23 protein-coding genes are annotated in these 25,972 nt (G+C 71.9%); 11 read left to right on the top strand and 12 right to left on the bottom strand.

All coding sequences use genetic code 11. The features are described from left to right. Positions 1-49 precede the first annotated feature (49 nt). Entirely contained in the window at positions 50-1,192 is a 1,143-nt protein-coding gene (locus tag ABZS69_RS39010; RefSeq protein ID WP_355381052.1) for a trypsin-like serine protease, read from the top strand. A gap of 50 nt (positions 1,193-1,242) precedes the next feature. Here ABZS69_RS39010 and tnpB read toward each other — a convergent pair whose 3' ends face one another. Beyond that, positions 1,243-2,622: an IS607 family element RNA-guided endonuclease TnpB gene (gene tnpB / locus ABZS69_RS39005; protein WP_355381050.1), complete on the bottom strand. Its 1,380-nt coding sequence runs from the start codon at positions 2,620-2,622 to the stop codon at positions 1,243-1,245. Positions 2,623-2,952: 330 nt separating this feature from the next. On the opposite strand from tnpB, the gene ABZS69_RS39000 reads away from it, so the two are divergent. Together ABZS69_RS39000 and ABZS69_RS38995 are read left to right on the top strand one after the other, a co-directional pair. Further along, entirely contained in the window at positions 2,953-4,539 is a 1,587-nt protein-coding gene (locus tag ABZS69_RS39000) for an alpha/beta hydrolase (protein ID WP_355381048.1), read from the top strand. Positions 4,540-4,615: 76 nt separating this feature from the next. Continuing rightward, a complete protein-coding gene (locus ABZS69_RS38995) occupies positions 4,616-5,458 on the top strand; it encodes a GNAT family N-acetyltransferase (RefSeq protein WP_355381104.1) in 843 nt (280 codons plus the stop codon). Here ABZS69_RS38995 and ABZS69_RS38990 read toward each other — a convergent pair. From ABZS69_RS38990 to ABZS69_RS38980, 3 genes are all read right to left on the bottom strand, one after another. Next, positions 5,455-5,793 (bottom strand): DUF3037 domain-containing protein, encoded by a 339-nt coding sequence (locus ABZS69_RS38990; protein WP_355381102.1) that lies wholly within the window; start codon positions 5,791-5,793, stop codon positions 5,455-5,457. The genes ABZS69_RS38995 and ABZS69_RS38990 overlap by 4 nt on opposite strands. Positions 5,794-5,828: 35 nt before the next feature. Beyond that, positions 5,829-6,638, bottom strand: coding sequence for a HipA family kinase (locus tag ABZS69_RS38985; RefSeq protein ID WP_355381046.1), 810 nt, complete (start codon positions 6,636-6,638; stop codon positions 5,829-5,831). Positions 6,639-6,717: 79 nt separating this feature from the next. Next, positions 6,718-7,251 (bottom strand): hypothetical protein, encoded by a 534-nt coding sequence (locus tag ABZS69_RS38980; RefSeq protein ID WP_355381044.1) that lies wholly within the window; start codon positions 7,249-7,251, stop codon positions 6,718-6,720. 67 nt (positions 7,252-7,318) lie between these two features. Here ABZS69_RS38980 and ABZS69_RS38975 point away from each other — a divergent pair, with 67 nt between their 5' ends. After that, complete coding sequence (locus tag ABZS69_RS38975; protein WP_355381042.1) at positions 7,319-7,888, top strand: TetR/AcrR family transcriptional regulator; 570 nt, start codon at positions 7,319-7,321, stop codon at positions 7,886-7,888. 2 nt (positions 7,889-7,890) lie between these two features. On the opposite strand, the gene ABZS69_RS38970 is transcribed toward ABZS69_RS38975, so the two are convergent. Together ABZS69_RS38970 and ABZS69_RS38965 are read right to left on the bottom strand one after the other, a co-directional pair. Then, positions 7,891-8,760, bottom strand: a complete 870-nt coding sequence (locus ABZS69_RS38970) for a TIGR03619 family F420-dependent LLM class oxidoreductase (protein WP_355381040.1) — start codon at positions 8,758-8,760, stop codon at positions 7,891-7,893. Next, on the bottom strand, positions 8,757-10,004 hold the full coding sequence (locus tag ABZS69_RS38965) for an LLM class flavin-dependent oxidoreductase (RefSeq protein WP_355381038.1): 1,248 nt from the start codon (positions 10,002-10,004) through the stop codon (positions 8,757-8,759). The genes ABZS69_RS38970 and ABZS69_RS38965 overlap by 4 nt, the downstream gene beginning before the upstream one ends. Before the next feature lie 88 nt (positions 10,005-10,092). On the opposite strand from ABZS69_RS38965, the gene ABZS69_RS38960 reads away from it, so the two are divergent. From ABZS69_RS38960 to ABZS69_RS38950, 3 genes are all read left to right on the top strand, one after another. Continuing rightward, on the top strand, positions 10,093-10,914 hold the full coding sequence (locus ABZS69_RS38960; RefSeq protein ID WP_355381036.1) for an LLM class F420-dependent oxidoreductase: 822 nt from the start codon (positions 10,093-10,095) through the stop codon (positions 10,912-10,914). Positions 10,915-10,923: 9 nt separating this feature from the next. Further along, the gene (locus ABZS69_RS38955; protein WP_355381034.1) at positions 10,924-12,375 is read left to right on the top strand and encodes a serine/threonine-protein kinase; all 1,452 of its coding nucleotides are present in this window, start codon (positions 10,924-10,926) and stop codon (positions 12,373-12,375) included. A gap of 108 nt (positions 12,376-12,483) precedes the next feature. Beyond that, on the top strand, positions 12,484-14,442 hold the full coding sequence (locus ABZS69_RS38950) for a PASTA domain-containing protein (protein ID WP_355381032.1): 1,959 nt from the start codon (positions 12,484-12,486) through the stop codon (positions 14,440-14,442). A gap of 15 nt (positions 14,443-14,457) precedes the next feature. Here ABZS69_RS38950 and ABZS69_RS38945 read toward each other — a convergent pair whose 3' ends face one another. Continuing rightward, positions 14,458-15,681: a Gfo/Idh/MocA family oxidoreductase gene (locus ABZS69_RS38945; protein ID WP_355381030.1), complete on the bottom strand. Its 1,224-nt coding sequence runs from the start codon at positions 15,679-15,681 to the stop codon at positions 14,458-14,460. An 89-nt stretch (positions 15,682-15,770) separates the two neighbouring features. Then, entirely contained in the window at positions 15,771-16,295 is a 525-nt protein-coding gene (locus tag ABZS69_RS38940; protein ID WP_355381028.1) for a TetR family transcriptional regulator, read from the bottom strand. A 169-nt stretch (positions 16,296-16,464) separates the two neighbouring features. Between ABZS69_RS38940 and ABZS69_RS38935 the strand changes: the two genes are divergently transcribed. Then, positions 16,465-18,606 carry an MMPL family transporter gene (locus ABZS69_RS38935; protein ID WP_355381026.1) on the top strand — a complete coding sequence of 714 codons (2,142 nt, stop codon included), beginning with the start codon at positions 16,465-16,467 and terminating at the stop codon, positions 18,604-18,606. On the opposite strand, the gene ABZS69_RS38930 is transcribed toward ABZS69_RS38935, so the two are convergent. Genes ABZS69_RS38930 through ABZS69_RS38920 form a run of 3 tightly spaced genes read right to left on the bottom strand, consistent with a single transcriptional unit; the run spans position 18,590 to position 20,472 of the window. Beyond that, the gene (locus ABZS69_RS38930; RefSeq protein ID WP_355381024.1) at positions 18,590-18,973 is read right to left on the bottom strand and encodes a hypothetical protein; all 384 of its coding nucleotides are present in this window, start codon (positions 18,971-18,973) and stop codon (positions 18,590-18,592) included. The genes ABZS69_RS38935 and ABZS69_RS38930 overlap by 17 nt on opposite strands. A gap of 19 nt (positions 18,974-18,992) precedes the next feature. Continuing rightward, the gene (locus ABZS69_RS38925) at positions 18,993-19,325 is read right to left on the bottom strand and encodes a hypothetical protein (RefSeq protein WP_355381022.1); all 333 of its coding nucleotides are present in this window, start codon (positions 19,323-19,325) and stop codon (positions 18,993-18,995) included. A gap of 58 nt (positions 19,326-19,383) precedes the next feature. After that, positions 19,384-20,472 carry an alcohol dehydrogenase catalytic domain-containing protein gene (locus tag ABZS69_RS38920; protein WP_355381020.1) on the bottom strand — a complete coding sequence of 363 codons (1,089 nt, stop codon included), beginning with the start codon at positions 20,470-20,472 and terminating at the stop codon, positions 19,384-19,386. A 133-nt stretch (positions 20,473-20,605) separates the two neighbouring features. On the opposite strand from ABZS69_RS38920, the gene ABZS69_RS38915 reads away from it, so the two are divergent. Genes ABZS69_RS38915 through ABZS69_RS38905 form a run of 3 tightly spaced genes read left to right on the top strand, consistent with a single transcriptional unit; the run spans position 20,606 to position 25,190 of the window. Continuing rightward, a complete protein-coding gene (locus ABZS69_RS38915; protein WP_355381018.1) occupies positions 20,606-21,850 on the top strand; it encodes an ABC transporter substrate-binding protein in 1,245 nt (414 codons plus the stop codon). Beyond that, positions 21,847-24,447, top strand: coding sequence for an ATP-binding cassette domain-containing protein (locus tag ABZS69_RS38910; protein WP_355381016.1), 2,601 nt, complete (start codon positions 21,847-21,849; stop codon positions 24,445-24,447). The genes ABZS69_RS38915 and ABZS69_RS38910 overlap by 4 nt, the downstream gene beginning before the upstream one ends. Before the next feature lie 2 nt (positions 24,448-24,449). Beyond that, positions 24,450-25,190 (top strand): ABC transporter ATP-binding protein, encoded by a 741-nt coding sequence (locus tag ABZS69_RS38905; RefSeq protein WP_355381014.1) that lies wholly within the window; start codon positions 24,450-24,452, stop codon positions 25,188-25,190. Here ABZS69_RS38905 and ABZS69_RS38900 read toward each other — a convergent pair. Next, a complete protein-coding gene (locus ABZS69_RS38900) occupies positions 25,182-25,904 on the bottom strand; it encodes a dienelactone hydrolase family protein (protein WP_355381012.1) in 723 nt (240 codons plus the stop codon). The genes ABZS69_RS38905 and ABZS69_RS38900 overlap by 9 nt on opposite strands. Positions 25,905-25,972: the final 68 nt, after the last annotated feature.

The raw sequence follows: 25,972 nt of genomic DNA, 5'->3' as shown, positions 1-25,972 counted from the left end.
TACCGAAAGTAGTCACAAGAACACATCTCGTAGTGCACACTCGGGGGGCATGACCTTGAGCACCCCCCTGCTAGCGGCAGCCCCGCTCCTGGCGGGGCTGATCGGGCCCGCCCTCCTCGGCGTGGCCCCCGGCCAGCAGCAGGCCGACGCACCTGGCCACCGGGCACTGCGTCACGAGATAGCCGAGCACGTGGCCGCGCGCACCACCATTGAGCAGCGGCGCGTGCTCGACTACTGGACGCCGGAGCGCATGGCCAAAGCACTGCCGATCGACTTGCTGGACATGGCGACGGACGGCAAGGGCCTGCTGAGCGGCTTGACGGGTCGCGCCGAGGTGAACACCGCTCCTGAGGTGTCGGGCCGGCGCCTGACCTCGCCGGGCGACGGCGTGACCACGGGCGTGTCGGGTGAGGGTCTGGCCGCCTGGCTGTGGGGCCGCGACCCGCGGCAGCACCAGGCGGCCGCCGAGCGGGACGAGGAGTCCACGGCCAGGCGGCCGCAGACCAGCACGGTCGGCTCGCGCTGGATCACCGGCGGCGCCGTGGCCAGGACCACCGGCCGCGTCTTCCTGACCGTGCGCGGGGCGGACTTCGTCTGCTCGGCCAGCACCGTGCGCAGCGCCAACAGGGATGTCGTGGTCACCGCCGGGCACTGCGTCAAGGACGGCACGGGCGGGTGGGCCGCCAACTGGACGTTCGTGCCGGGGTACGGGACGAGCGGGGCGCAGCGGTACGGCCAGTACGCGGCCCGCCGCATGTTCGTGGCCGGGCCCTGGTCGCGCAGCGGCGACGACAACTACGACGTCGGCATGGTCGCGCTGGCCACGTCCGGCGGCAGGCACGTGGCCGACGTGGTGGGCACGCAGGAGATCGCCTTCAACGCGGCCCGCGGGGGCCAGGCGTTCGGCTTCGGCTACCCCGCCGACCCGCCGTACGACGGGCGCCATCTGTTCTACTGCGCGGGACGGCTGAAGCCCGACCCGTACGCGCAGAGCCGCGACCAGGGGCTGGGGTGCGACATGACGGCGGGGTCGAGCGGCGGGCCGTGGATGACCACGTTCGACCTGGGCACGGGCAAGGGCACGATCACGTCGGTGAGCAGCTTCAAGTACAGCGACGACCAGCGCACCATGTACGGCCCGTACTTCGGCGACGCCGCCAAGGCCCTGTTCGACACGGCGGAGCACGCGTAGTCGACGTACCGATATCCGTTACCTGAAATGTGATCAAATGTGAGCACAGGTCAGGCAACCGTGGCCTTGCGGCCCGGCGTTCCCCGCATCGGGGGTTCCCGCTTCACGGCCGACCGCCCACTCGCGGTGGGTCTTACACCGGCTCCACCGGGACGGCCGATGCCGCCCCGCCCGATCTCCCGGGGGGCGTTTTCCGTCTCCCCGCAACTCTGGGCGACGTCGGCCGCGAGGGCGGCCAGATTGCGTGCGGCGTTCTCGTCCCGGTCGAGGATGAGATCGCAGGAGGCGAATACGTAGGTACGTTCCGACAGGGCGAGCTTGGCTTTCACCGCGCCACAGCCGGAACAGGTCTTGGAGGAGGCGAACCAACGGTCGGCCACGATGAGCCTGCCGCCCCTCCAGGCGGTCTTGTAGATGAGCTGCCGCCGCACCTCGGCCATACCGACATCGGCGATGGCACGGGCCAGGCGGCGGTTCGCGAGCATCCCCGACACGTTGAGGTCTTCCACTACGACCGTGCCGTAGGTGGTGGCCAGGCGGCTGGTGAGCTGGTGCAGGCCGTCGCGCCGCTGCCGGGCTACCCGCGCACGCGCCTTGCCGAGCGCCGCTTTGGTCTTGCGCCAGCGGGCCGAAGTCTCACGCTTGCCCCCGCTCGGGGCGCGGGGGCCCTGGCGACGGGCCAGTTCCTTGTTCAGACTGCGCAGCTTTCGCAGCGCTGCCTGGTGGTGCTTGTGGTTGGGGATCACCTCACCCGTGGAAAGTACTGCGAGGTTCTTCACCCCTAGATCCATCCCCACCACGGCGTCGGGCCGTGCGGTGGTGGGGTCGGCCCGGTTGATCTCGCAGGTGAAGGAGACGAACCACCGACCACCGTCGTACCGGATGGTGGCCGACATGATCCGGCCCGTACCACGTTCCAGGTGCCGGGCGAGCCTGCGGGTCGACTCGGCGGTGCGTATGGTGCCCAGCCGGGGCAGCGTCACATGGCGGCGGTCAGTCTCCAGGCGGATCGTTCCGGTGGTGAACCGGCACGAGAGGGTGGCACGGTGCTTGGACTTGAACCGGGGAAACCCTGGCGCTCTGCCTTTCCGTTCGCCTCTGCGGGATGCCGACCAGTTCTTCAGTGCTCGTGCCAGGGCATCTAGGCCGCTGCTGTAGGCCTCCTTGGAGTTGCCGGCCCACCACGGTGCGACCGTGCCCTTGGCGATGTTCCACGCTCTGCGGAGCGTGGGCAGTGACCAGGGCGCCTCGGTCAGCAGTTGCCCGCTGATGCCGTAGGTCCGCTCCGCCTCCCGCTGATCGAGAGCTGCCTTGACCAGTGCCAGACCCCAGTTGAACGCGAACCGTGCCGCACCGCAGTGCGACGCGAACGCTTCCATCTGGCCAGGTGTGGGGTCAAGCGCGTACCGGTACGCCTGGACGACCTTCACGAGGTCGCCCGATTACAGGCTTTGGCGGCGGTGGCCACCCGCAGCGCCTGGTTGCGAACCCCGCGCCGCCCGTACAGGCGTGCACCTGCAAGCTTCACGCTCTTATTAAAACATATGTTCGATCATGCTCGCCAGCGCTCGGGCGAGCAGTTCTGCATCTCTTGCCATGCCGGGATGTGCGCCGCTGCCGGGCAATCTGTGGCCCGACACGCAAAGAGTACTTACTGTAATTGTGCGATTACAAATTGGCAAGCTTTTCTCCATACCCAACGTGATCACTCGGTCGCCCACGGGAGCATCGCAAGGCTCATGAACATGGGAGGGGGCCGGGTGAAGCGGGTCGTTGGGGTTGTCGCCGGGGTTGCGGTGCTCGTCGGCGGGATGATCAGCGGGGATGGGACGGCGATCGCCAGTGGCGCGAGACAGGCGCCGTCGGTCATCGCCTGGGGGCCCTGTCCGATAGGGAACGGGAGGCCGGCGCCGGCCAACCTGGAATGCGGCACCATACGCGTACCGCTCGACTACCGGGAGCCCTGGGGTCAGACGATCGAGCTGGCCGTCAACCGGGTCCGGGCCAGGGTGTCCAAGAGCGCCAACTACCTGGGGGTGCTCCTGGTGAACCCGGGCGGGCCGGGGGCGCCGGGGCGGAGCCTGGCCGAGTTCGTGTCCTCGGCGCTGCCGTCGGACGTGAGCGAGCGCTACGACATCATCGGGTTCGACCCGCGCGGCGTCGGGGGCAGCGAGCCGACGCTGCACTGCGTGGACCCGGACGTCTTCTTCAAGGCCCCGAGGCCGGACGCGGTGCCGAAGGGGCCGGCCGAGGAACGGGTGCTGCTCGGGCGGGCGCACGAGTTCGCCGACCGGTGCGGCGCGCAGTGGTCCTGGCTGCTGCCGCATCTCACCACCGAGAACTCCGCCAGGGACATGGACTCGATCCGGGGCGCGCTCGGCGAGCAGAAGATCAGTTACCTCGGCTACTCGTACGGCACCTACCTGGGCGCCGTCTACGCCACGCTCTTCCCGACCAGGGTCAAGCGGCTGGTCATGGACAGCACGGTCGACCCCACGAGCGTGTGGTACGAGGCGAACCTCAGGCAGGACGGCGCCTTCGAGAACCGTCACCGCCAGTTCCTGGCCTGGACGGCCAAGCACAACGACGTCTACCGGCTGGGCACCACGCCCAAGCAGACGTCGTTCGCCTACTACGCGATGCGCGACCGGCTGCGGGCCCGCCCGGCCGGCGGCATCGTCGGGCCGAGCGAACTGGACGACACGTTCACGGTCGCCGGGTACAGCGACCGGGTCTGGCCCGCGTTCGCCGCGGCCTGGTCCGCGTACGTGCGGCAGGGCGACGTGAAGGGCCTGGTCGGCATCTACGACAAGCACGGCAAGGACGACAAGCAGGACGAGAACGGCTACGCCTCCTACCTGGGCGTCCAGTGCGCGGATGCCAAGTGGCCGCGCAAGTGGGAGAAGTGGCGGTCCGACATGACCCGGCTGCACCGCCGGGCGCCGTTCCTGACCTGGCCGAACGCCTGGTTCAACGCGCCGTGCGCCTTCTGGCCGGTGCGGGGCGGGACGCCGATCGAGGTCCAGGGTGCGGCGAGCCTGCCGCCGGTGCTCTTCATCCAGTCCCGCGACGACGCCGCGACGCCGTTCAAGGGGGCGCTGGAGATGCGCAGGCACTTCGTCCGCGCGTCGATGGTGATCGACGGCGGCGGCAACCACGGCGTGTCGCTGACCGGCAACGAGTGCGTGGACGAGCATCTGGCGGCGTACCTGCGTGACAGCACGGTGCCGCCGCGTGACGTGCAGTGCGCCGCGCTGCCGGAGCCGCGCCCGTCCACCCACATGACGGCGGACGCCGTGAGCCCGCCGGCCGGGTTGCTCGGGCTCCTCGGCACGCTTGGTCTCTGACTGACGTCAAGAAAGGATTACCGTGGCCGTCGCCCACTGAGCCAATCGGTGACGCTTCGCGTAGTCTGACCATGTGATGCTGCGTACATCGGCGTCGCGCGTGCTCGACGACAGCGACCGGGACGAGGTCCTAGCCCTGCTGGACACCGACCCGGTCGCGAACGTCTTCGTCTCCTCCAGAGTGCGGGCCGTCGGACTCAATCCGGCGAGGCTGGGTGGGCAGATGTGGGGGTTCGGCGCGCGCGGCGGCCTTGTGTCACTCTGTTACGCCGGGGCCAACATGGTGCCCGTCAACGCCGGCCCCGAGGCCGTGCACGCCTTCGCCGACCGTGCCCGCAAACAGGGGCGCCGCTGCTCCTCCATCGTGGGCCCGGTCGACGCCGTCTCCTTGCTGTGGGAGCGCCTCGAGCCGCACTGGGGCCGGGCGCGGGCCATCCGCTGGGCGCAGCCGGTCATGGCCACCTCGCGCAAGCCGCCGGTGCCCGCCGATCCGCTGGTGCGCCGGGTGCGGCCGGAGGAGTTCGACATCCTGCTGCCCGCGTGCGTGGCCATGTTCACCGAGGAAGTCGGCGTCTCGCCGAACCTCGGCGACGGCGGCGCGCTCTACCGCACCAGGGTCGCCGAGCTGATCAGGATCGGCCGCTCCTACGCGCGCATCGACGACGGCCGGGTGGTGTTCAAGGCGGAGGTCGGGGCCGTCACGCCGCAGGCCTGCCAGATCCAGGGCGTCTGGGTCGCCCCCGAGCTGCGGGGGAGGGGCCATGCCGCGGCCGGCATGGCCGCCGTCGTGGAGGCCGCGAAGAGCTGCTTCGCCCCCGTGGTCACGCTTTACGTCAACGACTTCAACCTCTCGGCCAGGGCCGTCTACCGCAAGGTGGGCTTCCAGGAGGTCGACACCTTCATGTCCGTCCTGTTCTAAATACGGACGAGTTTGTCGAACAGCCTGGCCAGCTCGGTGTCGGGGTCGGCGGTGAGGCCCGCGTGCACGGGCCCGGCCTGCACGATCGTGCTGCGCGGCGCGGTCAGCCAGCGGAACCTGCTGCCGAGCGACTCCTCGGCCAGCGGTCCCGGCCGCTCGCCGCAGGCCAGCTCGTACGCGCTGAGCGCACGGCGCACCCCGTCGATGTCGGCGTTCGGGTCGAGGGCGCGCAGCCGGGCGGCGTCGAGCTCGACCCGCGCGCACAGGTAGCCGCGCGGCTGGCAGTAGAGGAGCACGCCCGCGTTGATCAGCTCGCCGCGCTCGACCTTGGGCATCACGCGGATCACCGCGTACTCGTAGACGTCCCTGGTCACCGGCCGCCTCCCCGCCAGAACTCGCCCACGGACCCGGGGCCGCCGCGCGTCGGCTTGGCCTCGCCGCGCACGAGCCACTCGCGCGGGCCGTGCGCCCGCTCCATCAGCTGATCGACGTACGCCTCGCGCACCGTCTGCGGCCCGTCGAACCCCGGCTCGCCGTCCAGCCACTCGTCGGGCACCATCGCGGTCACGGTCTCCAGCAGCCCTCGCGTGATCCTCGCGGCCAGCTGGTCACCCGCGGCCTCGACGTCACCGGCGTACGGCGCGAGCACGTGGTCGCTCGCGTCGAACTTCCGCTGAGGGTCGGCCGTGCGCCAGTTGTGGTGGAACCAGAGCGCCGCGCCGTGGTCGATCAGCCAGGTCTCGCGGTGCCAGACCAGCAGGTTGGGGTTGCGCCAGCTGCGGTCGATGTTGTGGATCAGGCCGTCGAACCACAGCACCCTGGCCGCGAACACCGGGTCCGCCGCCCACGCCAGCGGCTCGAACCCCAGCGCGCCCGGCAGGAAGTCGACCGCCAGGTTGAGGCCGGTGCTGGCCTTGAGTAGGTCCTGCACCTCCTCGTCCGGCTCCCGGATGCCGAGCTGCGGGTCGAGGTCGATGAGCTTGAGATCGGGGGTCCGCAGCCCCAGCCTGCGGCCCAGCTCGGCCGCGATGATCTCGGCGACGAGCACCCGCCGACCCTGGCCCGCCTCACGAAACTTCACCACGTACGTGCCCAGGTCGTCGGCCTCGACGACGCCGGGCAGGGAGCCGCCCTCTCGCAATGGGGTTACGTAACGGGTGGCTGAGATCCTTTCCAGCACAGGACGAAGGCTACCGCCCACCCAGGCCCCCCTCACGCCCGGGACGGCGTGCGGCGGGACCGGTCAGCCGGCCGGGCGGCTAGAGGGGCCGGGTGGCGCGGGCGCGGATGGCGGCGAGCATGATGCGGCGGATCAGGCCGCTGCCGAGCCGGATCACCAGCCAGTAGCGCAGGAACGCGCGCCGCGCGTCCTCGCTCGTGGCCACCACGCGGGTCTCCGTGACGAGCCTGATCCGCCCCTCGCCCGCGTCGTCCAGCCGGAAGCTCAGCGTGCCCTTGGCGTAGCCGGGGCGGTCGAACGCGTGGAAGTCGGCGGCGCCGGAGATCGCGCCGCTCCTTTCGGCGTGCCCGAGGCGCCACCACTGCCCGATGAGCCCCATGACCAGCTCGTGGCCCGGGTCTTCTGCGAGCGGCGTGAAGCGCGGCGTGCCCCGGTGCGGCCGGCCGCCGCTCAGGCGCGCGGCCACGTCGCGGATGGCCACGACGGCCCGGAGGTCGAACGAGCCCGGGTCCGCGACGGCGTCCCAGACGCGCTCGCGCGGTGCCTTGATCACGATGGAGTGCCGCTCGGAGGCGTCGGGCCGCGGGATGAACCGGTCCGTGAGCGTGGGCATGGGCCACCTCTTTCCATACGGATACGTACGGTTCTGACTATACGGTGGCGTATGGAAGGATGGGCGAATGGGTCGGTTGAACGCGGACGACTGGGCGCGGGCCGCGCTGGAAGCCCTGGCGGAGGGCGGGCTGGCCGCCGTGGCCGTGGAGCCGGTGGCGGTGCGGCTCGGCGTGTCGAAGGGCAGCTTCTACTGGCACTTCCCCAACCGCCAGGCGCTGGTGGAGGCGGCGCTGGAGCGGTGGGAGGCCGGCACCGACGAGGTCATCGCCCGGCTGGAGCCGGTGCCCGACCCGGTGGAGCGCATGCGGACGCTGCTGGAGTGGGCCTTCGGCGACGGTCGTGACGCCGCCATCTCGTTCCGGCTGATCAGTGAGGTCGACGACCCCGCCGCGGGCCCGGTGGTGGGCCCAAAGGTGGGCGCTGTGGTGCGGCGGGTGAGCGAGCGGCGGCTGGCGTTCATGCGAGCCGTCCTGGAGGAGGTCGGCCAGCCGCCGGACGAGGCCGCCCGGCGGGCGCTGACCGCGTACGGCGGCTATCTCGGCCTGGCCGCCCTGGCCCGCATCGGCGCGGTGGCGCAGGTGCCGGAGGACCTGGCCGGGCACGCCCTGGAGGAGCTGGGCCTGCGGCCCCGCTGAGGTCAGAGCTTGGCGATGACCTCCTCGGCGAAGCGCTCCATGGTGGCGATCTTGAGTTCCAGCGTCCCCTCGCCGTACCTGGCCTTCTCCTCGGGGGTGGCCAGCCACCACGGGGCCGCCATGGTCCCGGTGACGCCCTTGGCGGCGAAGTGGCGGTAGGTGTCGGCGTCCGGCATCACCGCGAGCCCCGCGACGATGTCGAACGGCTCGGTCCGGCCGCTCTCGTCGAGGTGGCCGCGGAGCGTGTCCAGCACCGCGTCGAGCTGCTCCTCGGTGTAGATCCGGTTCCCGATCCAGCCGTCACCCAGCCGGGCGGCCCGGCGCAGCGCTGCGTCGCTGTCGCCGCCCACGTAGACGGGGATCGGCCGGGCGGGGGTGGGCGAGATCGACAGCTCGGGAAGGCCGTCGAGGGCGACCGTCTCGCCGGCCCAGAGCGAGCGCAGGGTCGGGAGCATCGCGTCCAGCCGCCGCCCCCGGGTGTGGAAGTCCTGCCCGGTGCCGACGAACTCCTCCTTGCACCACCCCACCCCGACCCCGAACGTGACCCGGTCCTTCGACAGCACCGCCGCCGTGGACACCTGCTTGGCCACGGTGAACAGGTCGCGGGCGGGCGCGATGTAGACGTTGGGGGAGAAGCGCAGGGTCGTGGTCACCGCCGCCATGGCGCCGATCGTCACCCAGGCGTCCGGCCAGTGCGTACGCGCGTCCCACCGGGGCCGGCCCGACCGCGAGTACGGGTACGGCGAGGCGAAGTCGGCGTAGAACAGGTGGTCCGACAGCGTGAGCGTGTCGAACCCGCACCGCTCGGCCGCCCGCGCCAGCTCCGTGAACTGGTCGGTGTCGACGAACGAGGCCCCCAGCCAGAATCTCATTGGAACTCCGGGATGACCTTGGTGGCGAACAGCTCCAGGTTCCGCTTGACCGTGTCCAGCGGCAGCACGCCCTGCTGGCCCTGCATGTAGAGCCCGAACCACTCCAGGTCGGGCATGCGGTCGAGCATCCGCTGGATCCCGCGCTTGACGTCGTCCGGCGTGCCGAACAGCGCCATCTCCACGTCGTTCATGCGCTTGGCGTCGCCCTTCTCGGGGGAGATGGGCTTGTGCCTCTCGTCCTCCTTCTTGCGCAGCACCTCCAGGTAGCCGAACGGGCCGAAGAAGGCGGCGAAGTCCTTGGGGATGCTGCGGCCGAAGGTGTTGATGGCCTCCTCGGTGGTGTCGGCGATGCCGACGATCTTGAGGATGCCGGTGTGCTCGCCCAGCTTGTAGTGGCGGCCCTGCTTGGCCGACTCCTCCTGGTACAGCTTGGCCTTGGCGGCGTGGTCGTCGGGGTTGGGGGTGAACATCCACGGCAGGATGTCCTCCTGGGCGGCCCTGATGACCGACCGGTCCGAGATCGTGAACGGCTGCCACAGCTCGGGGTGGGGGTTCTGGTACGGCCGGGGGCAGACGGAGACGGCCTGCACCTTGCCGTCCTCGGAGATCTCACCCGGCGCGCCGAACGTCCGGGTCCATTCCAGCGCGGGCCATCCCTCGATGCCCTCGAACGGATACGGCACCTGGTAGTCCAGCACGTCGGACTTGTAGCGCAACGTCTCCTGCGTCCACGCCAGCTTCATGATCTTCAGCACCTCGCCGAAGACGTCGAAGTTGCGCGTGTCGGAGGCCGACCCGTCGGAGCGCGCGGCGGCGGCGTGCCAGCGCTGGCCCAGGACGTTCATCCAGCGGTTCTGGTAGCCGCGCGCCACGCCCAGCCGCAGCCGGCCCTTGCTGAACTGGTCGAGCAGCGCCACGTCCTCGGCGGCTCTGATCGGGTCCCAGGCGGGCAGCACCAGGCCGAGCGGCGCGAGCAGGATCCGCTCGGTCCTGGCGGCGAGGTCGGTGAGGAACATCAGCGGGTTGACCGAGAACTCCATGCCCTCCGAGTGGAAGTGGTGCTCGGTCATCATCAGCGCGTCGAACCCGATCTGGTCGGCGTGCACTGCTATCTCCCGCACCTCGTGCAGCAGCTTCTGGTACGACTCCGTGTCGCGCCCGATCGGGCGTTTGGCCTTGGCGTTCTCCTCGGCCGCGTACCCGGAGCCGGGAATCTGCGGATTCAGGAAGATAGAAAACTTCACCGGGGACCTCTTTCCGCGGAATGGTCTTCTGCAAGGTACTCTGGAAATCTTAACCGAGCAATCGCTTGGTTAACTAGGAGGAGGTCCCATGAGACTTGGGGTCACGATGTTCGCCACGGATCTGGCCATGCCGGTCCAGGACCTCGCCAGGGCCGCGGAGGAGCGTGGCTTCGACTCCCTCTACGTGCCGGAGCACACCCACATCCCGGTCTCGCGCCGCACGCCTCCCGCGGCGGGGCAGGACGTGCTGCCCGAGGAGTACAAGCGCACGCTCGACCCGCTCGTCGCCCTGTCCTTCGCCGCCGCCGCGACCCGCCGGCTGCGCGTCGGCACCGGCATCCTGCTCGCCGCCCAGCGCGACCCCATCGTGACCGCGAAGGCGATCGCCACGCTCGACCACCTTTCGGGCGGGCGCGTCGCGGTCGGGGTCGGCTTCGGCTGGAACGTCGAGGAGATCGAGAACCACGGCGTCCCGTACGCCCGCCGCCGCGAGGTGGCCAGGCGGAACGTGCTCGCCATGCAGGCGCTGTGGCGGGACGAGGTGGCCTCGTTCGACGGCTTCGAGCCGTCCTGGTCCTGGCCCAAGCCGCTGCGGAACCTGCCGGTGTACGTGGGCGGCGCGGCGGGGCCGAAGCTGTTCGCCCAGGTCGCCGAGTACGCCGACGGCTGGATGCCGATCGGGGGCAAGGGGATCAGGACGGCGCTGCCGATGCTGGGCGAGGCGTGCGAGAAGGCCGGGCGGCCGATGGCCCAGGTGATCCCGTTCGGGACGGTGCCGACGCGGGAGAAGCTCGACTATTTCGCCGGGCTCGGCATCGAGGAGGCGGTGGCCACCCTGCCCAGCGCGCCCGCAGATAGGGTGCTGCCGATCCTCGATGATTATGCGCGACTGATCGAATCCCCGGCATAATCGGGAAATATGTCCGCACTCCGCGCCGATGATCCGCGACAGCTGGGATCGTATCGCCTGTCGCGCAGGCTCGGCCAGGGCGGGCAGGGCGTCGTCTACCTCGGGCACTCCGAGCAGGGCGCCCAGGTCGCGGTCAAGCTGCTGCACGCGAGCCTGTCCGGCGACCCCGACGTGCGGCGCAGGTTCCTGGGAGAGGTCGAGGCGGTCCGCAGGGTGGCCGCGTTCTGCACGGCGCAGCTGCTCGACGCCGACCTCGAAGGCGACCGGCCCTACCTGGTCAGCGAGTACGTCGAGGGCCCCTCGCTCCTGGAGCACGTGGTCGCCAAGGGGCCGCGCCTGGGCGGGTCGCTCGAACGCCTGGCCATCGGCACCGCCACCGCACTCGGGGCCATCCACCGGGCCGGGGTGGTCCACCGGGACTTCAAGCCGGGCAACGTGCTGCTCGGGCTCGACGGGCCGCGGGTGATCGACTTCGGGATCTCCCGCCTCATGGACGCCGCGGCCACCTCCGGCATGGTGCCCGTCGGCACGCCGGCGTACCTGTCGCCCGAGCGCATCAACGGCGAGCCCGCCGGGCCGCCCGCCGACCTGTGGGCATGGGCGCTGACCGTCGCGTACACGGCCACGGGGCGGCACGCGTACACGGCGGACACCTACCAGGAGGTCCTGGCCAGGATCCTGTACGGAAAGCCGGACCTCGGGCCGCTGACCGGGCGGCTGCGGGAGATCGTGGAGGCGTGCCTGGCGCCGGAGCCGGGGGAGCGGCCGGACGCGGAGGAGGCGCTGCGGCGGCTGCTGGGACAGGCGGCCGCGGGCGGCGACGTGCTGTCCTCGGGCGCGCAGGCCGCCGTCGGCCCCGGCCCGGCGGCCCGCGTCACGTTCGCCACCGGCTCCGGCAGGGCGTTCGCCGACCGCGAGCCGCAGACGGCCGGGCTCCGGCTGGTCATGGAGACCGCGCCGCCCGGTGACGGGCCGGGGCGCATCCACGACCCCGACCCCACCACGAGCTTCCCCGCCGTCAGCCGCGACACCGCTCCCGAGCTCCCGCCTCGCAGGCGGGTGAAGACCTGGCAGGTGGTCGTGGCTGCGGCGGGCGTGGCCATGGCGGTGGCCGGGTTCGTGTTCTGGCTGCGCGGCGCTCAGGGCCCGGGGCTGGAAGGGACGTGGACGGGCTCGGCCGAGCACTTCTCCGCCCAGCGGGTCTTCCCCGTCGAGCTGCGCCTGGGCTCCGACGGCGGCAGCGGGGCGATGCTGTGGGGAGCGGACCTGCACTGCTCGGGACGGCTCTCGCGGAGCGGCAGCGGGACGGTCTTCACCCTCGACCAGGTCACGGGCCAGGAGTGCTATCCGGGGACATTGCGGATGTTCCCGACGTCGGCATCGAACCAGATGGCCATCAAGGTGACGCGCCAGGGTAAGGACGAGGTGACCTATTCGGGCACGGTCACGCGGGCATCCTGACCAGCTGTGTCACGGTCAGGCCGCGATTGCCGTGACCACCGTTGACTCGGGGCGGCCCGTTGCTTTCAGTAGAAGGCAGGGAAGGGGTGGCGGCGAGGGGAGACGTCCGTGCCGACGGCGCAGCCGCTCAGAACGGGGGACCCGCAGCGACTCGGGGAGTACGTGCTGTCCGGGCGGCTGGGCGAGGGTGGTCAGGGCGCGGTGTTCCTCGGCTCGCGGGGCGGGGAGCCCTACGCGGTCAAGCTGCTGCACGGACCCGTGGGCGACGAGCGGGCGGCGTTCCTGCGAGAGGTCGAGCTGGCCAAGCACGTCGCGAGGTTCTGCACCGCCCAGGTGGTCGACGCCGGGTTCGACGAGGGGCGTCCGTACATCGTCAGCGAGTACGTCGACGGGCCGTCCCTGCACAGGGAGGTCGCGCTCACCGGGCCGCGGCGCGGCGGGGCGCTGGAACGGCTGGCGGTAAGCACGGCGACCGCGCTCACGGCCATCCACCGGGCCGGGATCGTGCACCGGGACTTCAAGCCGCAGAACGTGCTGCTCGGCTCCGACGGGCCCCGCGTCATCGACTTCGGCCTGGCCAGGGCGCTGGACGCGGCGGCCACGGTGACCGGGCGCGGGGTGGGCACGCCCGCGTACATGGCGCCCGAGCAGATCACGGCGTCGGCCGTCACGGGCGCCGCGGACGTGTTCTCGTGGGGCGCGACGATGTGCTTCGCGGCCAACGCCACGGCGCCGTTCGGGCAGGACTCGGTCGCGCCGGTGCTGCACCGCATCCTGACCGCGCCGCCCGAGCTGGGCCGCCTGGACGGGCGGCTGCGGACCCTCGTGGCGGCGTGCCTGGACAAGGACGCGCGGAACCGCCCCACCAGCAGGGACCTGCTGTTCGAGCTGCTGGGGGAGTCGGAGGTGCCGTCGGAGGTGCTGAGCTCGCCGCCGGCCCACATCCTGCGGGTCCAGCCGCTCGTGCCCGAGCAGCGCTCGTCGGAGCGGTCACCGATGGCCGAGCCGGAGGCCACGGGGGTGCCCGGCGGCTACCTGCTGCCCGGCTCCCCCGCGGGGGAGAGCGCCGGGCAGAACACGGAAGCGGGCGGGTCGTCACCCGGCGACTCCGGACCGGGGAACGGTCCATTGCCGCCGATGCCGTCCAAGGGCCCCTGGCCCCGGGCCGCCATCGCGGTCTGCGCGGCCCTGCTGGTGACGGCGGCCGTGCTGCTGACCGCCCACATACCCACGACGGACAGGGAGGATCGGCCCCAGCTGCCGCAGGCGGCCGGCCCGTCGGTCCCCCCACAGTCCGATCCGGTGAGATCCCGGCCTCAGGTGGACAAGACGACCCCGCTGAAGACCCCGATGAGGACCACGGCGACCGCTCAGGAACGCGGGCCCACGGCGGGTCCGACGGTGGCGCGCCCGGTCACGGTCCCGGTCCCGGCCCTGGCGGGAATGGACAAGAGCGCGGCCACGAAGGCGATCAAGCAGGCCGGGCTGGTGCTCGGCACCGTCACCCAGCTCGACTCGCCGAAGAAGATCGGCCAGGTTCTCAGCGCCCAGCCCGCCCCGGGCATGCTGGTGGCCAGGGGCAGCAAGGTCTCACTTGAGGTGTCGGCCGGGCTGGCCGTGCCCGCGGTCACGGGCCTGCAGCGCAAGGCGGCGGAGAACGCCCTCACCGACGCGGGCCTGGCGGTGGGCGCCGTCACCCGCTCCTGCGTCGACCAGCCGGACGGGCAGGTGCTCTCCACGCAGCCCAAGGAGGGCCGGCGTGTCACGGGCGGCACCTCGGTGGCGCTCACGGTGGCGCGCAACGGCGCCACCGTCCCGTCGGTCGTCGGGCAGTCGCTGGAGGACGGCCGGGCGGCGCTGGCCGCGGCCGGGTTCGCGGTGCGGACGAGGGGTCAGGTCGTGGACGACGAGTCGCGGGTGGGCACGATCCTCGACCAGGGCCTCCAGTCCGGCAGCTGCGCCAGGCCGGGAAGCACGGTCGAGATCGTCTTCGGCCTGGCCCCGCAGTCGGGCCCCGACCCGGGCGAGCCCGGGGAGACCCCCACCGGCCCGACTCCCAGCGAGTGACCCCCGCCGTGGTGCTCAGTCTTCAGGAACGGTCACGGTCTCACCGCGCAGCCGCGACCTCTCGGCGGCCCAGGCGATGAGATGGCTGTGCAGGCTCTCGCCCGGCGAGGAGAGGATGGAGGAGCGGTCCCCGGTGGCGACCGCGGTCAGGAAAGCGTCGACCAGCGCCTCGTCACCGCCCCCGTGGCCGCCCCGGGCCGTCGGGTCTCCCGTGGGGCGGGTGTCGACCGTCTCGTCGCGGCCGGTGACGAAGTCGAAGACGGTCAGGCGGTCGCCGTCGCCCTCGATCCAGCCCCGGGTGCCGAAGATCCGGGTCTGCCGGTGGAGGGATGGGGTGAAAGCGGTCATGGTGAACGACGCGGTCGTGCCGCCCTCGAACTCCATGTTCACGACCTGGTGGTCGACCACGTCGTTGTCGCAGGCGTACACGCATCTGCCGTACGGGCCGGTCCTGAGCGCCGCCAGCACGCCGGCCTCGGAGACGTCGTCGGTGAGCACCGTCAGCGGCCATTGCTCGCGCCCGGCCAGCGGCAGGTAGATGCGCTTGGCCGAGTACGGGCACGTCGCCTCGACCGCGCAGTCCAGGCAGCGGTCGGCCGCGCCCTCCGGGCGGTGCTCCGGGCGGAAGTGCTTGAGCCCGCCGAACGACGACACGCGCGTGACCTGCTTGCCGGTGAGGTGCACCAGCCAGTCGAGGTCGTGGCACGACTTGGCGAGCAGCATGAACGCGGACTCGTCGGAGCGGCGCCAGTTGCCCCGCACGTATGAGTGCGCCTGGTGCCACCACCCGACCGGTTCCAGGTGCTGGATGCTGACGATCTCGCCGATCCGGCCCGCGTCCAGCAGCGCCTTCAGCGTCCGCGTGTACGGCGTGTAGCGCAGCACGTGGCAGACCGCGAAGACGGCGCCGGAGCGTTCGGCGGCCTCGACGATCCGCCGGCAGTCGTCCTCGGCGACCGCCATCGGCTTCTCCAGCAGGATGTCGTAGCCCAGCTCGGCGAAGCGCACGGCGGGCTCGACGTGGTCCCTGTCCTGGGTCGCGATGATCACCGCGTCCGCCCGGCGGGGGAGCGCGGCCAGTTCGCGCCAGTCCGCGTACCGCTCGGCCTCCGGGAACCTGTCGCGGCGGGCCTCCAGCGGATCGGCCACCGCGACCACCCGCGCCCGGCCGCTCGCGGCGGCGTGGCGGGCGTAGGAGGTCCCCCGCGAACCCGCGCCGACGACGGCGAGAGTGAGCATTGCGCCTCCACATATGTAACCGGTTCACGTATGTCGGCTGACGTTAGGGATCCTGGCTGTCGCTCGTCAACGGGGAGTCATCTGGGTCTCTAGAACGCGCGGCAGGCCTCCAGCAGCACCTCGCGGACCTGCTCCTCCGGCAGGTCCATCGTCTTGACCGCGCCCCACTGCAGCGCGCCGAGCAGGGCCCAGCTCTTCAGCCTGGTCTCCGGGTCGGGGTCGTCGCCGACGAGCCTGCTGAAGATCTCGTCCCTGAACGTCCTGACCGTCGCGCGCTCCGAGTCCGGCGAGCCGGGGTCCTCGGCGGCCAGGTCCTCCATGAACAGGCGGATGACCGAGCGGTAGCGCACCGCGAAGGTCACCAGCGCGTCGACGAACGCCTCCCTGTCCGGGAAGTCGGTCCCGAGCAGCGCCAGCATGTCGTCACCGGCCGGGGCCAGTAACTCGGAGGCCAGACGGCCTTTCGGGTGGAAGTGGTAGGCGACGGCGGTCTTGGTCAGTCCCACGGCCGCGGCGATGTCGGCCAGCGAGGTGCCCGAGTAACCGCGCTCGGCGAACAGCTCTCTGGCCGCGGCCAGGATCCGGGTCCGGGTGTCGTCGGGTGTGGTCATCATCTCATTTCCATGCGATCCATCCCCTCCGGATATTTCCTGCTTTATCGTAGTCCTGTACGTGCGTACAGGACGGCCGTCGAGAGGGACTTGGTCGATGACGCGGTTTCTTGGACGACTGGGTGCCTGGTGCGCACGGCACGGGCGCCTGGTTCTGGCCTTATGGGTAGTCGTGGCGGCCGCGCTGATGGGCGGGAGCCTCGTGCTCGGCAGCCCGGTCAGCAACGACGCGTCGATCCCCGGCACCGACGCGCAGCGGGCGCACGATCTCATGAAGACCGGCTTCGGGCCGGGGTACGACACCGGCGGGACGGTGCAGCTCGTCCTCTACTCCGCCGCCGGGCCGCTCATCGACAAGCCGCGCAAGCAGGCCGTCGAGGACGTCCTGGCGCGCCTGCGCACGATGCCGCACGTCGTGCAGGTGGACACCCCGTTCAGGCGCGGCGGCATCTCCTCCAACCTGCAGATCGGGCTCATCGCCATCCGCCTGCAGGGCCATGACAGCACCAAGGTCGCCGAGAACACGCGGGCGCTGTCGAAGGCGGCCGACCCGGTGCGGGCCGCCGGGGTCGAGGTGGTCGCCGCCGACAGCTCCACGCCCGCCGACAAGGACATCAAGACCGGGCCCAGCGAGATCATCGGCGTGGTGTGCGCGCTGCTGGTGCTGGTGTTCGCGTTCGGGACGCTGACGGCCGCGCTGGTGCCGATCTTCACGGCCCTCGTCAGCGTCGCGGCGGGGCTCGGCGTGATCGGCCTGCTCGGACACGTGCTGGACGTGCCCAAACAGGCGGGCATCATGGCCACGATGATCGGCCTGGGCGTCGGCATCGACTACGCGCTGTTCCTGCTGTCCAGGCACCGCCGGCTGCTGGCCGAGGGGGTGCCGGTGGTGGAGTCCGTCCGCCGGACCGTGGCCAGCTCGGGCGGGGCCGTGGTGTTCGCGGGCGGCACGGTGATGATCGCGCTGAGCGCGCTCATGCTGGGCGGGTTCCCGCTGCTGGCGACGCTCGGGTGGATCACCGGCATCTCCGTCGTCGCCGCCGTCCTGACCTCGGTCACCCTCGTCCCCGCCCTGCTGGGGGTGCTCGGCCACCGGATCAACGCGCTCAAGGTGCCGTTCCTGCGCGGCGGCGGCTCGTCGGGCTCCGGATGGGCCGGTCTGGGCTCGTGGGTGGCGCGCCGGCCGTGGCGGGTGCTGTTCGGCAGCGTGGTGGTGCTGGGCCTGCTGGCCGCCCCGGCGCTGGCGCTGAAGCTGGGGCCGCTCGACGACGGGTACGGCGCCCAGGGCTCGGAGCCCAGGCGGTCCTACGAGCTGATGGCCACCGGCTTCGGCCCCGGTTTCAACGGCCCGCTGCTCGTGGTCGCCGAGTTGCCGGCCAAGGTGGCCGACCAGAAGGACCCGGTCGTCGACCAGCTCGCCCGCGAGGTCGGCGACGTCGACGGCGTCGCGCACGTGGCCACCCCCAAGGTCAACTCCTCGGGCCGCTCGGTGCTGATCCAGGTCATCACCGAGTACGCCCCCAGCGACGCGCGCGCGTCCGAGGTGGTCGAGGACATCAGGGCCATCGCGCTGCCCGGGGTGAGCGTGCACGTCGGCGGCAAGGTGGCGGCGATGACCGACGCGGGCACCCGGATGTCCGAGCGCACGCCGCTGGTCATCGGAGTGGTGGTGCTGCTGAGCGCCCTGCTCCTGCTGCTGGCCTTCCGCGCTCCCGTCGTCGCGGTGAAGGCCGCGGTGATGAACCTGATCTCGCTCGGCGCCGCCTTCGGCGCGCTCGCCCTGGTGTTCTCGATCGGCCTGGGCAGCCGCCTGGTGGGCATGGACGCCCCGGCCAGCTCCTCGTACCTGGAGACGATCTTCTTCTCGGTGCCGATCGAGAGCTACGTGCCGCTGATGTTGTTCGCGGTGCTGTTCGGGCTGTCGATGGACTACGAGGTGTTCCTGCTGACGGCGGTGCGGCAGGCGTACCTGCGGCACGGGGACAACGCGCGGGCGGTGGCGGAGGGGCTCGGCTCGACGGGCCGGGTCATCACGTCGGCCGCGCTGATCATGGTGGCCGTGTTCGTGGCGTTCATCGCGTACCCGGACCCGATGGTGAAGACGTTCGGGGTGGGGCTGGCGGTGGCCGTCGCGGTGGACGCCACGATCATCAGAGGGTTCCTGGTGCCGGCGACGATGGTGCTGCTGGGACGGCTCAACTGGTGGTGCCCGCGCTGGCTGGACCGCATTCTGCCGAACCTCTCCGTGGAGGGCCACGAGGAGGAGGGTGAGCTCGCGCCCGAGCGGCCCGAGCCGGTCAAGCTGGGGGTCTAGCCGCCTTCTCCAGGGCCTGGGCCAGGTGGTCGGTCATCGCCCTGACCGCCGCCGCGTCCAGGTCCTTGATGCCCTTGGCGGTCAGCTCGACCTCGGCCTGCTCCTGGCCGCGGCTGAGCTTGACGGTCAGCTCGCCGCGGCGGGTGCGCAGCCACGCGATCACGACCGTGGCGGTGGTCGCGAACGCCCCTCCGGCGCCCAGCGCGAGCTGCAGCACGTCGGGGGCCGTGCCGAGCGCGCCCGGCTCGGGCGGGGCCTCGACGATCCTGACCCGGCCTCGCAGCTCGGGCTCCTCGGACAACCAGGCGTACAGGTCACGCAGCGCGTCCCCGGGACTGTCGCCCACGACACTCAGCTCAACGGCCACGACCGGAATGTACCCCGGCTCAGTCGGCGTCGGCGAGGCCGCAGGCGGGAACCCAGCCGACGACGCCGGTGGCGGCGTTGCGGCCGTGGTGCCACAGGATGCTGTCGAAGTAGTCGTCGCACTGGTAGAGGCCGAACTCCTCCGACCGGTCCGACTCGAAGCCCTGGCCCGGATAGCCGAAGCCGACGAGGACGGAGTCGCCGCGCGGCTCGCGCCAGATGACCACGCCGTCGGCGCCGAAGTCGTACAGGCCCCTGGCCCCGGCGGGCTCCGGGCCGGTCATGGCCAGAGCCGTGAGAACCGCGGCCATGGCGGCTCGCCGGATGCGCACCCCGAGTCTTCTCTGCGTCATGACACTCAGAGTAAGAGTGCGATCACGTTCGGTGCCCGGATTTCGGGGCGCCGGACGGTCAGAAGGTGATGACGGTACGCGCCACCGAGCCCTCGCGCACGTGGGCCACGGCGTCGTTGATCCGGTCGAGCGGCAGGCGTTCGGAGATGAGGCCGTCGAGGTCGAGGCGACCCCGCAGATACTGCTCGGCCAGCATGGGCAGGTCGCGGTGGGGCGCGGCGTCGCCGCCCTGGGTGCCCATGAGGCGGCGGGAGGCGAACAGCAGGCCGGGGTCCACCTCCACGGCCTGCCCCTGGGGCGGGCTGCCGACCATGACCGTGGTGCCGCCGGACTGGGTCGCGGCGAAGGCCCTGGACAGCACGCCGGGCGCGCCCGTCGCGTCGAAGGCGTAGTCGACGCCGCCCTTGACCAGCTCGCTCACCTGCCGCGGCAGGTCGTCGGCGACGAGAGCGTGGGTGGCGCCGAAGCGCTCGGCCAGCTTGAGCTTCTGCTCGGCCACGTCGGCGGCGATGATCGTGGTGGCGCCCGCGAGCACCGCGCCCTGGATGACGTTGAGGCCGACGCCGCCGCAGCCGACGACGAGGACGCTCGCGCCTGGCGGGACCTTGGCGACGTTCATGACCGCGCCGATGCCGGTGACGACCCCGCAGGCCAGCAGGCACAGCGCGTCCAGCGCCGCGGTTTTCGGGACTTTCACGCACATGCTCTCGGCGACGACCGCGTATTCGGCGAACGACCCGATGCCGATGAACCGGCGCGTCTCCTGCCCGTCCAGGGTGATCCTGGGCGCGCCGCCCATGATCGTCTGCAGCCTGGCGGGGCCCGAGCACAGGTGGAACCGGCCCGCCCCGCAGCTGCGGCACCGCCCGCAGGGGCCGTTCATCGAGATGATGACGTGGTCGCCGGGCCGCACGCCGGTGACGCCCGCGCCGGCGCTCTCCACCACTCCGGCGCTCTCGTGGCCGAGGATGAACGGCAGCCTGCTGACCACCGGGCTCTTGCCGTCGATGGCCTTGAGGTCGGAGCCGCACACGCCCGACGCCTTGATCTGCACGCGGACCTCGCCCGGACCCGGGTCGGCGATCTCCACCTCGCGGATCTCCATGGGGGCGTGGAAGCCGGTCAGGACGGCCGCGCGCATCAGCATGCGCCACACGGTAACCCGCCCTCACGATTGCGAGCAAGCGGTTGCTCGGCAAGCCCGGTTGACACCCCTCCTGGGCGAATTTACGCTCGGCGCAAAACCAAGCGAGCGCTAGGCCAAATCGCGGGAGGCCAGGATGGTACGGCGGGTCGCGGCGGCACTCACGGTAACAACACTGCTCGTCTCGGGGTGCGCGGCCCAGCAGAAGAGCCCAACGGGACAAGGCACCGCCGCGCCGGGCGTCACCGACACGACGATCAAGGTCGGCGGCGTGCTGACCAAGACCAGCGCCAGCGGCTACTCGACCAAGGACGCCGAGATCGGGGCGAAGGCCAGGTTCGAGCGGGCCAACGCCCAGGGCGGCGTGAACGGGCGGAAGATCGAGTTCATCGGGGCGGAGGACGACGGCCAGGACGCGGCCAAGGGCGACGCCGCCGCCAAGAAGCTCGTGCAGAAGGACCAGGTCTTCGCCCTCGTCCCCGTGCACGCCCCGAACTTCGGCGGCGCCGCCTTCCTGGAGCAGCAGGGCGTGCCCTGGTTCGGCTGGGCGACGGGCCCGCAGTGGTGCGGCACGAAGACCGGCTTCGGCTACAACGGCTGCCTGGCCCCCAAGCAGGGGGCGGGCTCCCAGACGTGGTGGGGCCGGCAGATGGCCGACCTGCTCGGCGGCGCCGCGGGCAAGAGCGTGTACGTCCAGACCTCCGACTCCAGCGGCAGCAAGTACGGCGGCACCACCATCTCCCAGTCGTTCACCGCCGCCGGGTTCAAGCTGGTCGGCGTGAACTCCGGCCTCCCGGCCGCCGCCCCACCCCCTGACTGGCTCCCGTACGTCAACAAGATCATGACCTCGAACGGCGGCAAGGCCCCCGACGTCGTGGTCTCCGTGATCGCGGGCACCAAGTTCAACGTCGGCCTGTACTCGGCGCTCAAGCGGGCCGGCTACCAGGGCGCGCTCACCGACGCGACCAGCTACGACGCCGCCATCCTCAAGGACCCGGCCAGCGCGCAGGCCCTGGAGGGCGTGATCGCGGCCCCGATGTTCGAGCCGTTCGAGTCCACCGCCCCCGAGATCGCCCAGTTCAAGCAGGACGTCGAGAAGGTCGCGCCGGGCGCCCTGCCCACCCAGCACATGGCGATCGGGTACTGGTCGGCCGACATCTTCCTCGACATGCTCGCCAAGGCCGGCAAGGACCTCACCCGCGAGAAGTTCCTGGCCACCGGCAACGGCGACTACCTCTACGAGAACGCCGGGTTCGGCAGGATCCAGTACCCCAAGGACCACACCGAGCCGAACGGCTGCGGCGCCCTGGTCAAGCTGGAGAAAGGCGCCTTCCAGGTGGCCAAGAGCATGAAGTGCTTCGACAACGTGCCGCTCAAATGATCCTGGGATACGTGCTCAGCGGCCTGGTCACCGGGGCGATCTTCGCGCTGATGGGGTCGGGCCTGACGCTGTCGTACGCGGCGACCGGGGTGTTCAACTTCGCCCACGGCGCCGTCGGATTCCTGTCCGCGCTGCTGTTCTACGAGCTCAACCAGGCGGCCGGGCTGCCCGCCTGGCTGTCGGCCCTGGTGTCGGCGGCGCTGTTCGCGCCCGCGCTCGGATACGTGCTGCACCGGACGATGTTCGGCGGGCTCGCGCAGGCGGGTGAGACCGCGCAGATCGTCGCCACGATCGGCCTCACGATCGCGCTGCCCGCGCTGGGCCTGCTGGTCGTGGACCTGGCCGGGCTGCCGAGCGCGGACGCGACCTCGCTGCCGCGCGGCGTCGGCCCGCATCCGGCGCTCCCCTTCGAGGTGCTCGGGGCCCGGCTGGACACCGACCAGCTCATCACGTTCGGCTTCTCGGCGGTGGCGGCGGCCGGGCTGTGGGCGTTCATGCGGCACTCACCGTACGGGCTGCGCATGCGGGCCGCCGTGGACCGGCGGCGCCTGGCCACGCTCCGGGGCATCGACGCGGACGCAACCTCGGCGCTGGCGTGGATGCTCGGCTCGGGGTTCGCCGGGCTCGCCGGGGTGCTGGCCGTGTCCGTGCTGGGGCTGGACGCGACGGCGTACACGGTGCTGCTGTTCGCCTCGGCCACGGCGGCGGTGTTCGGGCGGCTGCGCTCGATCCCGTGGACGTTCGCGGCCGGGCTCGCGCTCGGCGTGGTCCAGAACCTGGTCGCCGGATACACCGACTTCCTCGAAGAGGTCACCGGGCTGCGTACGGCCGTGCCGGTGATCCTGCTGTTCGCCGGGCTCGTCCTGCTGAACAGGTCGCGCGAGCGGGTCGCGGGCAGCGCGGCCGAGGACGCGCCCCCGCCCGACCACCTGGCGGGGCTGCCGCCGTGGCGGCGGAGGATGCCGTGGGCGCTCGCGCTGGCCGCGCTGCTCGCGTTCACCTTCCTCGCGTCCGAGTACTACGTGGGCGTGGCCGCGCAGGGGCTGGTCCTGGCGCTGATCTTCTGCTCGTTCGTGGTGGTGACCGGGATCGGCGGCATGGTCAACCTGGCCCAGGCCGCCTTCGCCTCGATGGCGGCGCTGACCTGCGGATGGGCCTTCTCGTCCGGGCTGCCGTTCTTCGCGGCGATCGTGCTGGGCGTGCTGGCGGCCGCCGCCGTGGGGATGCTGGTGGCGCTGCCCGCGCTGCGGCTGGGCGGGCGGGTGCTGACGCTGGCCACGCTGGCCATGGCGCTGCTGGCCGACCAGGTGCTGTTCCAGGTGGACGCCTTCAGCAACGGGACCATCGGCTGGCCGGTGCCCGCGCTGGGGCTCGGCTTCGCGGACACCTCGGATCCGCGGGTGCGGGTGGTGGTGCTGCTCGTGCTGATCGGGGCCGTCGCCCTGCTCGTGCGCAACCTCGAAAGGTCGGCCTCCGGGCGGGCGATCCTCGCGGTCAGGTCGGCCCCCGCCGCCGCCACGACGTCCGGGCTGTCGGCGCCGCGTACCAAGATCATGCTCTTCGCGCTGGCGTCGGCGATCGCGGGGCTGGGCGGCGTGCTGTTCGCCGTCTCCAAGGGCTCGATCACCGCCACCGACCTGCCGGCGTTCTCCGGGTTCGTGTGGCTGGCCGTGGTCGTGCTCCAGGGCGTGCGCCGCATCGGCGGCGCGGTGCTCGGCGGCCTGATCGCGGTGGCCGTGCCCGAACTGCTGGCCACCTGGGGCGTGTCCGCGCACGTCGGCGCCATCCTGTTCGGGGCCGGCGGCGTGATCCTGGCCAAGCACCCCGACGGGGTGCTCACCCAGCTCGCCGGGATCCGCCACCGCCGCCGCACCCCGGCGGAGCCGGTCCCGGCGCCGCCGCCCGTGCAGGTGGACGGGCCGCTGTTCAGGCTGGAGGGCGTCGTCGCCGGGTATGCGGACACCACGGTGCTGCGCGGCGTGGACCTGGCCGTCCGGCCCGGCGAGGTCGTCGCGCTGCTCGGCGCCAACGGGGCGGGCAAGTCCACGACCTGTGCCGTGGCCGCCGGCGACCTGGCCGTCACCAGCGGCCGGATCCTGCTGGACGGCGAGGACGTCACCGCCTGGCCCGCGCACCGCAGGGCCCGCGCGGGCATCCTGCTCGCGCCCGAGGGCAGAGGCGTGTTCCCCGGGCTCACGGTGGAGGAGAACCTGCGGACCTGGCTGCCCGACCCGGACCCCGTCTACGAGCGCCTGCCCCAGCTCGCCGAGCGCCGCGCCGTGCTCGCCGGCGCCCTGTCCGGCGGCGAGCAGCAGCTCCTCACGCTGGCGCCCGCGCTGGTGCGGCCGCCGCGGGTGCTCATCGCCGACGAGCCGTCGCTGGGGCTGGCGCCGATGATGGTGCGGCAGGTGTTCGACGTGTTCGCCGAGCTGCGTTCGCGCGGCGTGGCCCTGCTGCTGGTCGAGGAGAAGGCCACCGAGGCGCTGGCCGTCGCCGACCGGGTGGCGTTCATGCGGCTGGGGCGGGTCACCTGGGTGGGGCCGCGCTCGGAAGTGGACAGCGAGCGGTTGACCGCCGCCTACCTGGGGGTGCGGTGAACATGCTGGCCGTGGAGGGCGTGTCGGTGGCGTTCGGCGGGGTCAGGGCGCTGGACCAGGTGTCGTTCGAGGTCGCGGCGGGTCAGGTGTGCGGCGTGATCGGGCCGAACGGGGCCGGGAAGACGACGCTGTTCGACGTGGTCTCGGGGCTGCGCCGGCCCGGCGAGGGCCGGGTCCGGGTGGCGGGCCGGGACCTGACCGGCGTGTCCCCGGTCCGGCGGGCCAGGGCCGGGGTGCGGCGCACGTTCCAGCGGACCCAGGTCTTCGGCCGGCTCACCGTGGCCGGCAACGTGCTGGCCGCGCTCGACTGGCACGGCGGCGGGGGCGGGCTCGCCGCCGACCTGGTCGGCTGGCCCGCCCGCCGCCGGCTGGAGCGGGAGCGCGGTGAACGCGTGGCCGAGGTGCTGGAGCTGTGCGGGCTCACCCCGCTGCGCGACGCGTACGCCGCCGCGCTCCCCGTCGGGCAGCGCCGGCTCGTCGAGCTGGCCAGGGCCCTGGCCGACCGGCCCCGTCTCCTGCTGCTGGACGAGCCCACCTCGGGCCTGGACGCCTCCCAGACGGCCCGCCTGGGAGAGGTCGTCAAGGCGCTCGACACGACCGTGCTGCTGGTCGAGCACGACATGGGCTTCGTCATGGAGACCTGTGACCGGATCGTCGTGCTGGACCTCGGCAAGGTGATCGCCGCCGGCGCGCCGGGCGAGATCCGGGAGGATCCGGTCGTCAGGGCCGCCTACCTAGGATGAGTGGCGCTCCGTGAACGACAGGATGCGGCGCCAGGAGTCCTGGCACGCCTCCGCCCATTCGGCGTACGTGCGGTCGAAGTACGAGTGGGGCGCGCCCTCGTAGACGACCTTCTCGTGTCCCGTGCCCACCCGGTCGAGCGCCGCCTCGAACGCCTCGAACTGCTCGGGCGTGGTCGCCGTGTCCGCGCCCGCCAGCAGCATCAGCAGGGGCGCGCCGGGCCCGGTCGTCGGCTCCGGGATGGCGCGCAGGGCGCCGTAGAAGCCGATGCCGCCCGCCAGGCCGTTCCCCTCGTACGCCTGCCGCCACGAGTGGGCGCCGCCCATGCAGAAGCCGACCGTGAAGACCGGGCCGTCGAGCTGCTCGGTGGCCGCCCTGGCGTCGGCCCTGACGTGCTCGGCCGTGAGCTGCGTGACGTGCTTCATGTAGTCGAAGTCGTCGCCGCGGTCGCCGAGGCCCGCCGTGCGGCCGAAGTAGTCGATCGCGATCGTACGGAAGCCCGCCTCGGCGAAGCGCACCGCGAGGTCGCGGTAGTACGGGTGCAGCCCGCGTACGTCGGGCAGGATCACCACGCTGCGCCCGTTCGGCTCGGCGGGCTCGGCCCGGTAGGCGAGCAGCCGGTTGCCGTCGGCGGCCGTCAGCTCGATCTGCTCGTGAGAGGCCACCTCGCCCTGGATCGGCGGTGCGGGCGGCCTGCTGTCGGTGGAATGGCACATGAGGCCAGCATGCCCACCGCGATCGCGGCTATCCAGGTACTCGGAGTGTCAGGCTCGGCGTGTCCCGG

This window comes from Nonomuraea sp. NPDC005650 (assembly GCF_040605375.1).
Taxonomy (GTDB): domain Bacteria; phylum Actinomycetota; class Actinomycetes; order Streptosporangiales; family Streptosporangiaceae; genus Nonomuraea.
The sequence above is the reverse complement of the archived record's forward strand: the minus strand, read 5'-3'. Positions and strand labels throughout refer to the sequence as shown.

What these genes read in the sequence shown, in the direction of transcription:
- ABZS69_RS38995 (WP_355381104.1), top strand. Translation starts at nt 4,616, where the DNA reads ATGCTGCGTACATCGGCGTCGCGCGTGCTCGACGACAGCGACCGGGAC.
- ABZS69_RS38910 (WP_355381016.1), top strand. Translation starts at nt 21,847, where the DNA reads ATGATCCTGGGATACGTGCTCAGCGGCCTGGTCACCGGGGCGATCTTC.
- ABZS69_RS38960 (WP_355381036.1), top strand. Translation starts at nt 10,093, where the DNA reads ATGAGACTTGGGGTCACGATGTTCGCCACGGATCTGGCCATGCCGGTC.
- ABZS69_RS38900 (WP_355381012.1), bottom strand. Translation starts at nt 25,904, where the DNA reads ATGTGCCATTCCACCGACAGCAGGCCGCCCGCACCGCCGATCCAGGGC.
- ABZS69_RS38990 (WP_355381102.1), bottom strand. Translation starts at nt 5,793, where the DNA reads ATGCCCAAGGTCGAGCGCGGCGAGCTGATCAACGCGGGCGTGCTCCTC.
- ABZS69_RS38940 (WP_355381028.1), bottom strand. Translation starts at nt 16,295, where the DNA reads ATGATGACCACACCCGACGACACCCGGACCCGGATCCTGGCCGCGGCC.
- ABZS69_RS38975 (WP_355381042.1), top strand. Translation starts at nt 7,319, where the DNA reads ATGGGTCGGTTGAACGCGGACGACTGGGCGCGGGCCGCGCTGGAAGCC.
- ABZS69_RS38955 (WP_355381034.1), top strand. Translation starts at nt 10,924, where the DNA reads ATGTCCGCACTCCGCGCCGATGATCCGCGACAGCTGGGATCGTATCGC.
- ABZS69_RS38915 (WP_355381018.1), top strand. Translation starts at nt 20,606, where the DNA reads ATGGTACGGCGGGTCGCGGCGGCACTCACGGTAACAACACTGCTCGTC.
- ABZS69_RS38970 (WP_355381040.1), bottom strand. Translation starts at nt 8,760, where the DNA reads ATGAGATTCTGGCTGGGGGCCTCGTTCGTCGACACCGACCAGTTCACG.
- ABZS69_RS38905 (WP_355381014.1), top strand. Translation starts at nt 24,450, where the DNA reads ATGCTGGCCGTGGAGGGCGTGTCGGTGGCGTTCGGCGGGGTCAGGGCG.
- ABZS69_RS38920 (WP_355381020.1), bottom strand. Translation starts at nt 20,472, where the DNA reads ATGCTGATGCGCGCGGCCGTCCTGACCGGCTTCCACGCCCCCATGGAG.
- ABZS69_RS39010 (WP_355381052.1), top strand. Translation starts at nt 50, where the DNA reads ATGACCTTGAGCACCCCCCTGCTAGCGGCAGCCCCGCTCCTGGCGGGG.
- ABZS69_RS38925 (WP_355381022.1), bottom strand. Translation starts at nt 19,325, where the DNA reads ATGACGCAGAGAAGACTCGGGGTGCGCATCCGGCGAGCCGCCATGGCC.
- ABZS69_RS38980 (WP_355381044.1), bottom strand. Translation starts at nt 7,251, where the DNA reads ATGCCCACGCTCACGGACCGGTTCATCCCGCGGCCCGACGCCTCCGAG.
- ABZS69_RS38945 (WP_355381030.1), bottom strand. Translation starts at nt 15,681, where the DNA reads ATGCTCACTCTCGCCGTCGTCGGCGCGGGTTCGCGGGGGACCTCCTAC.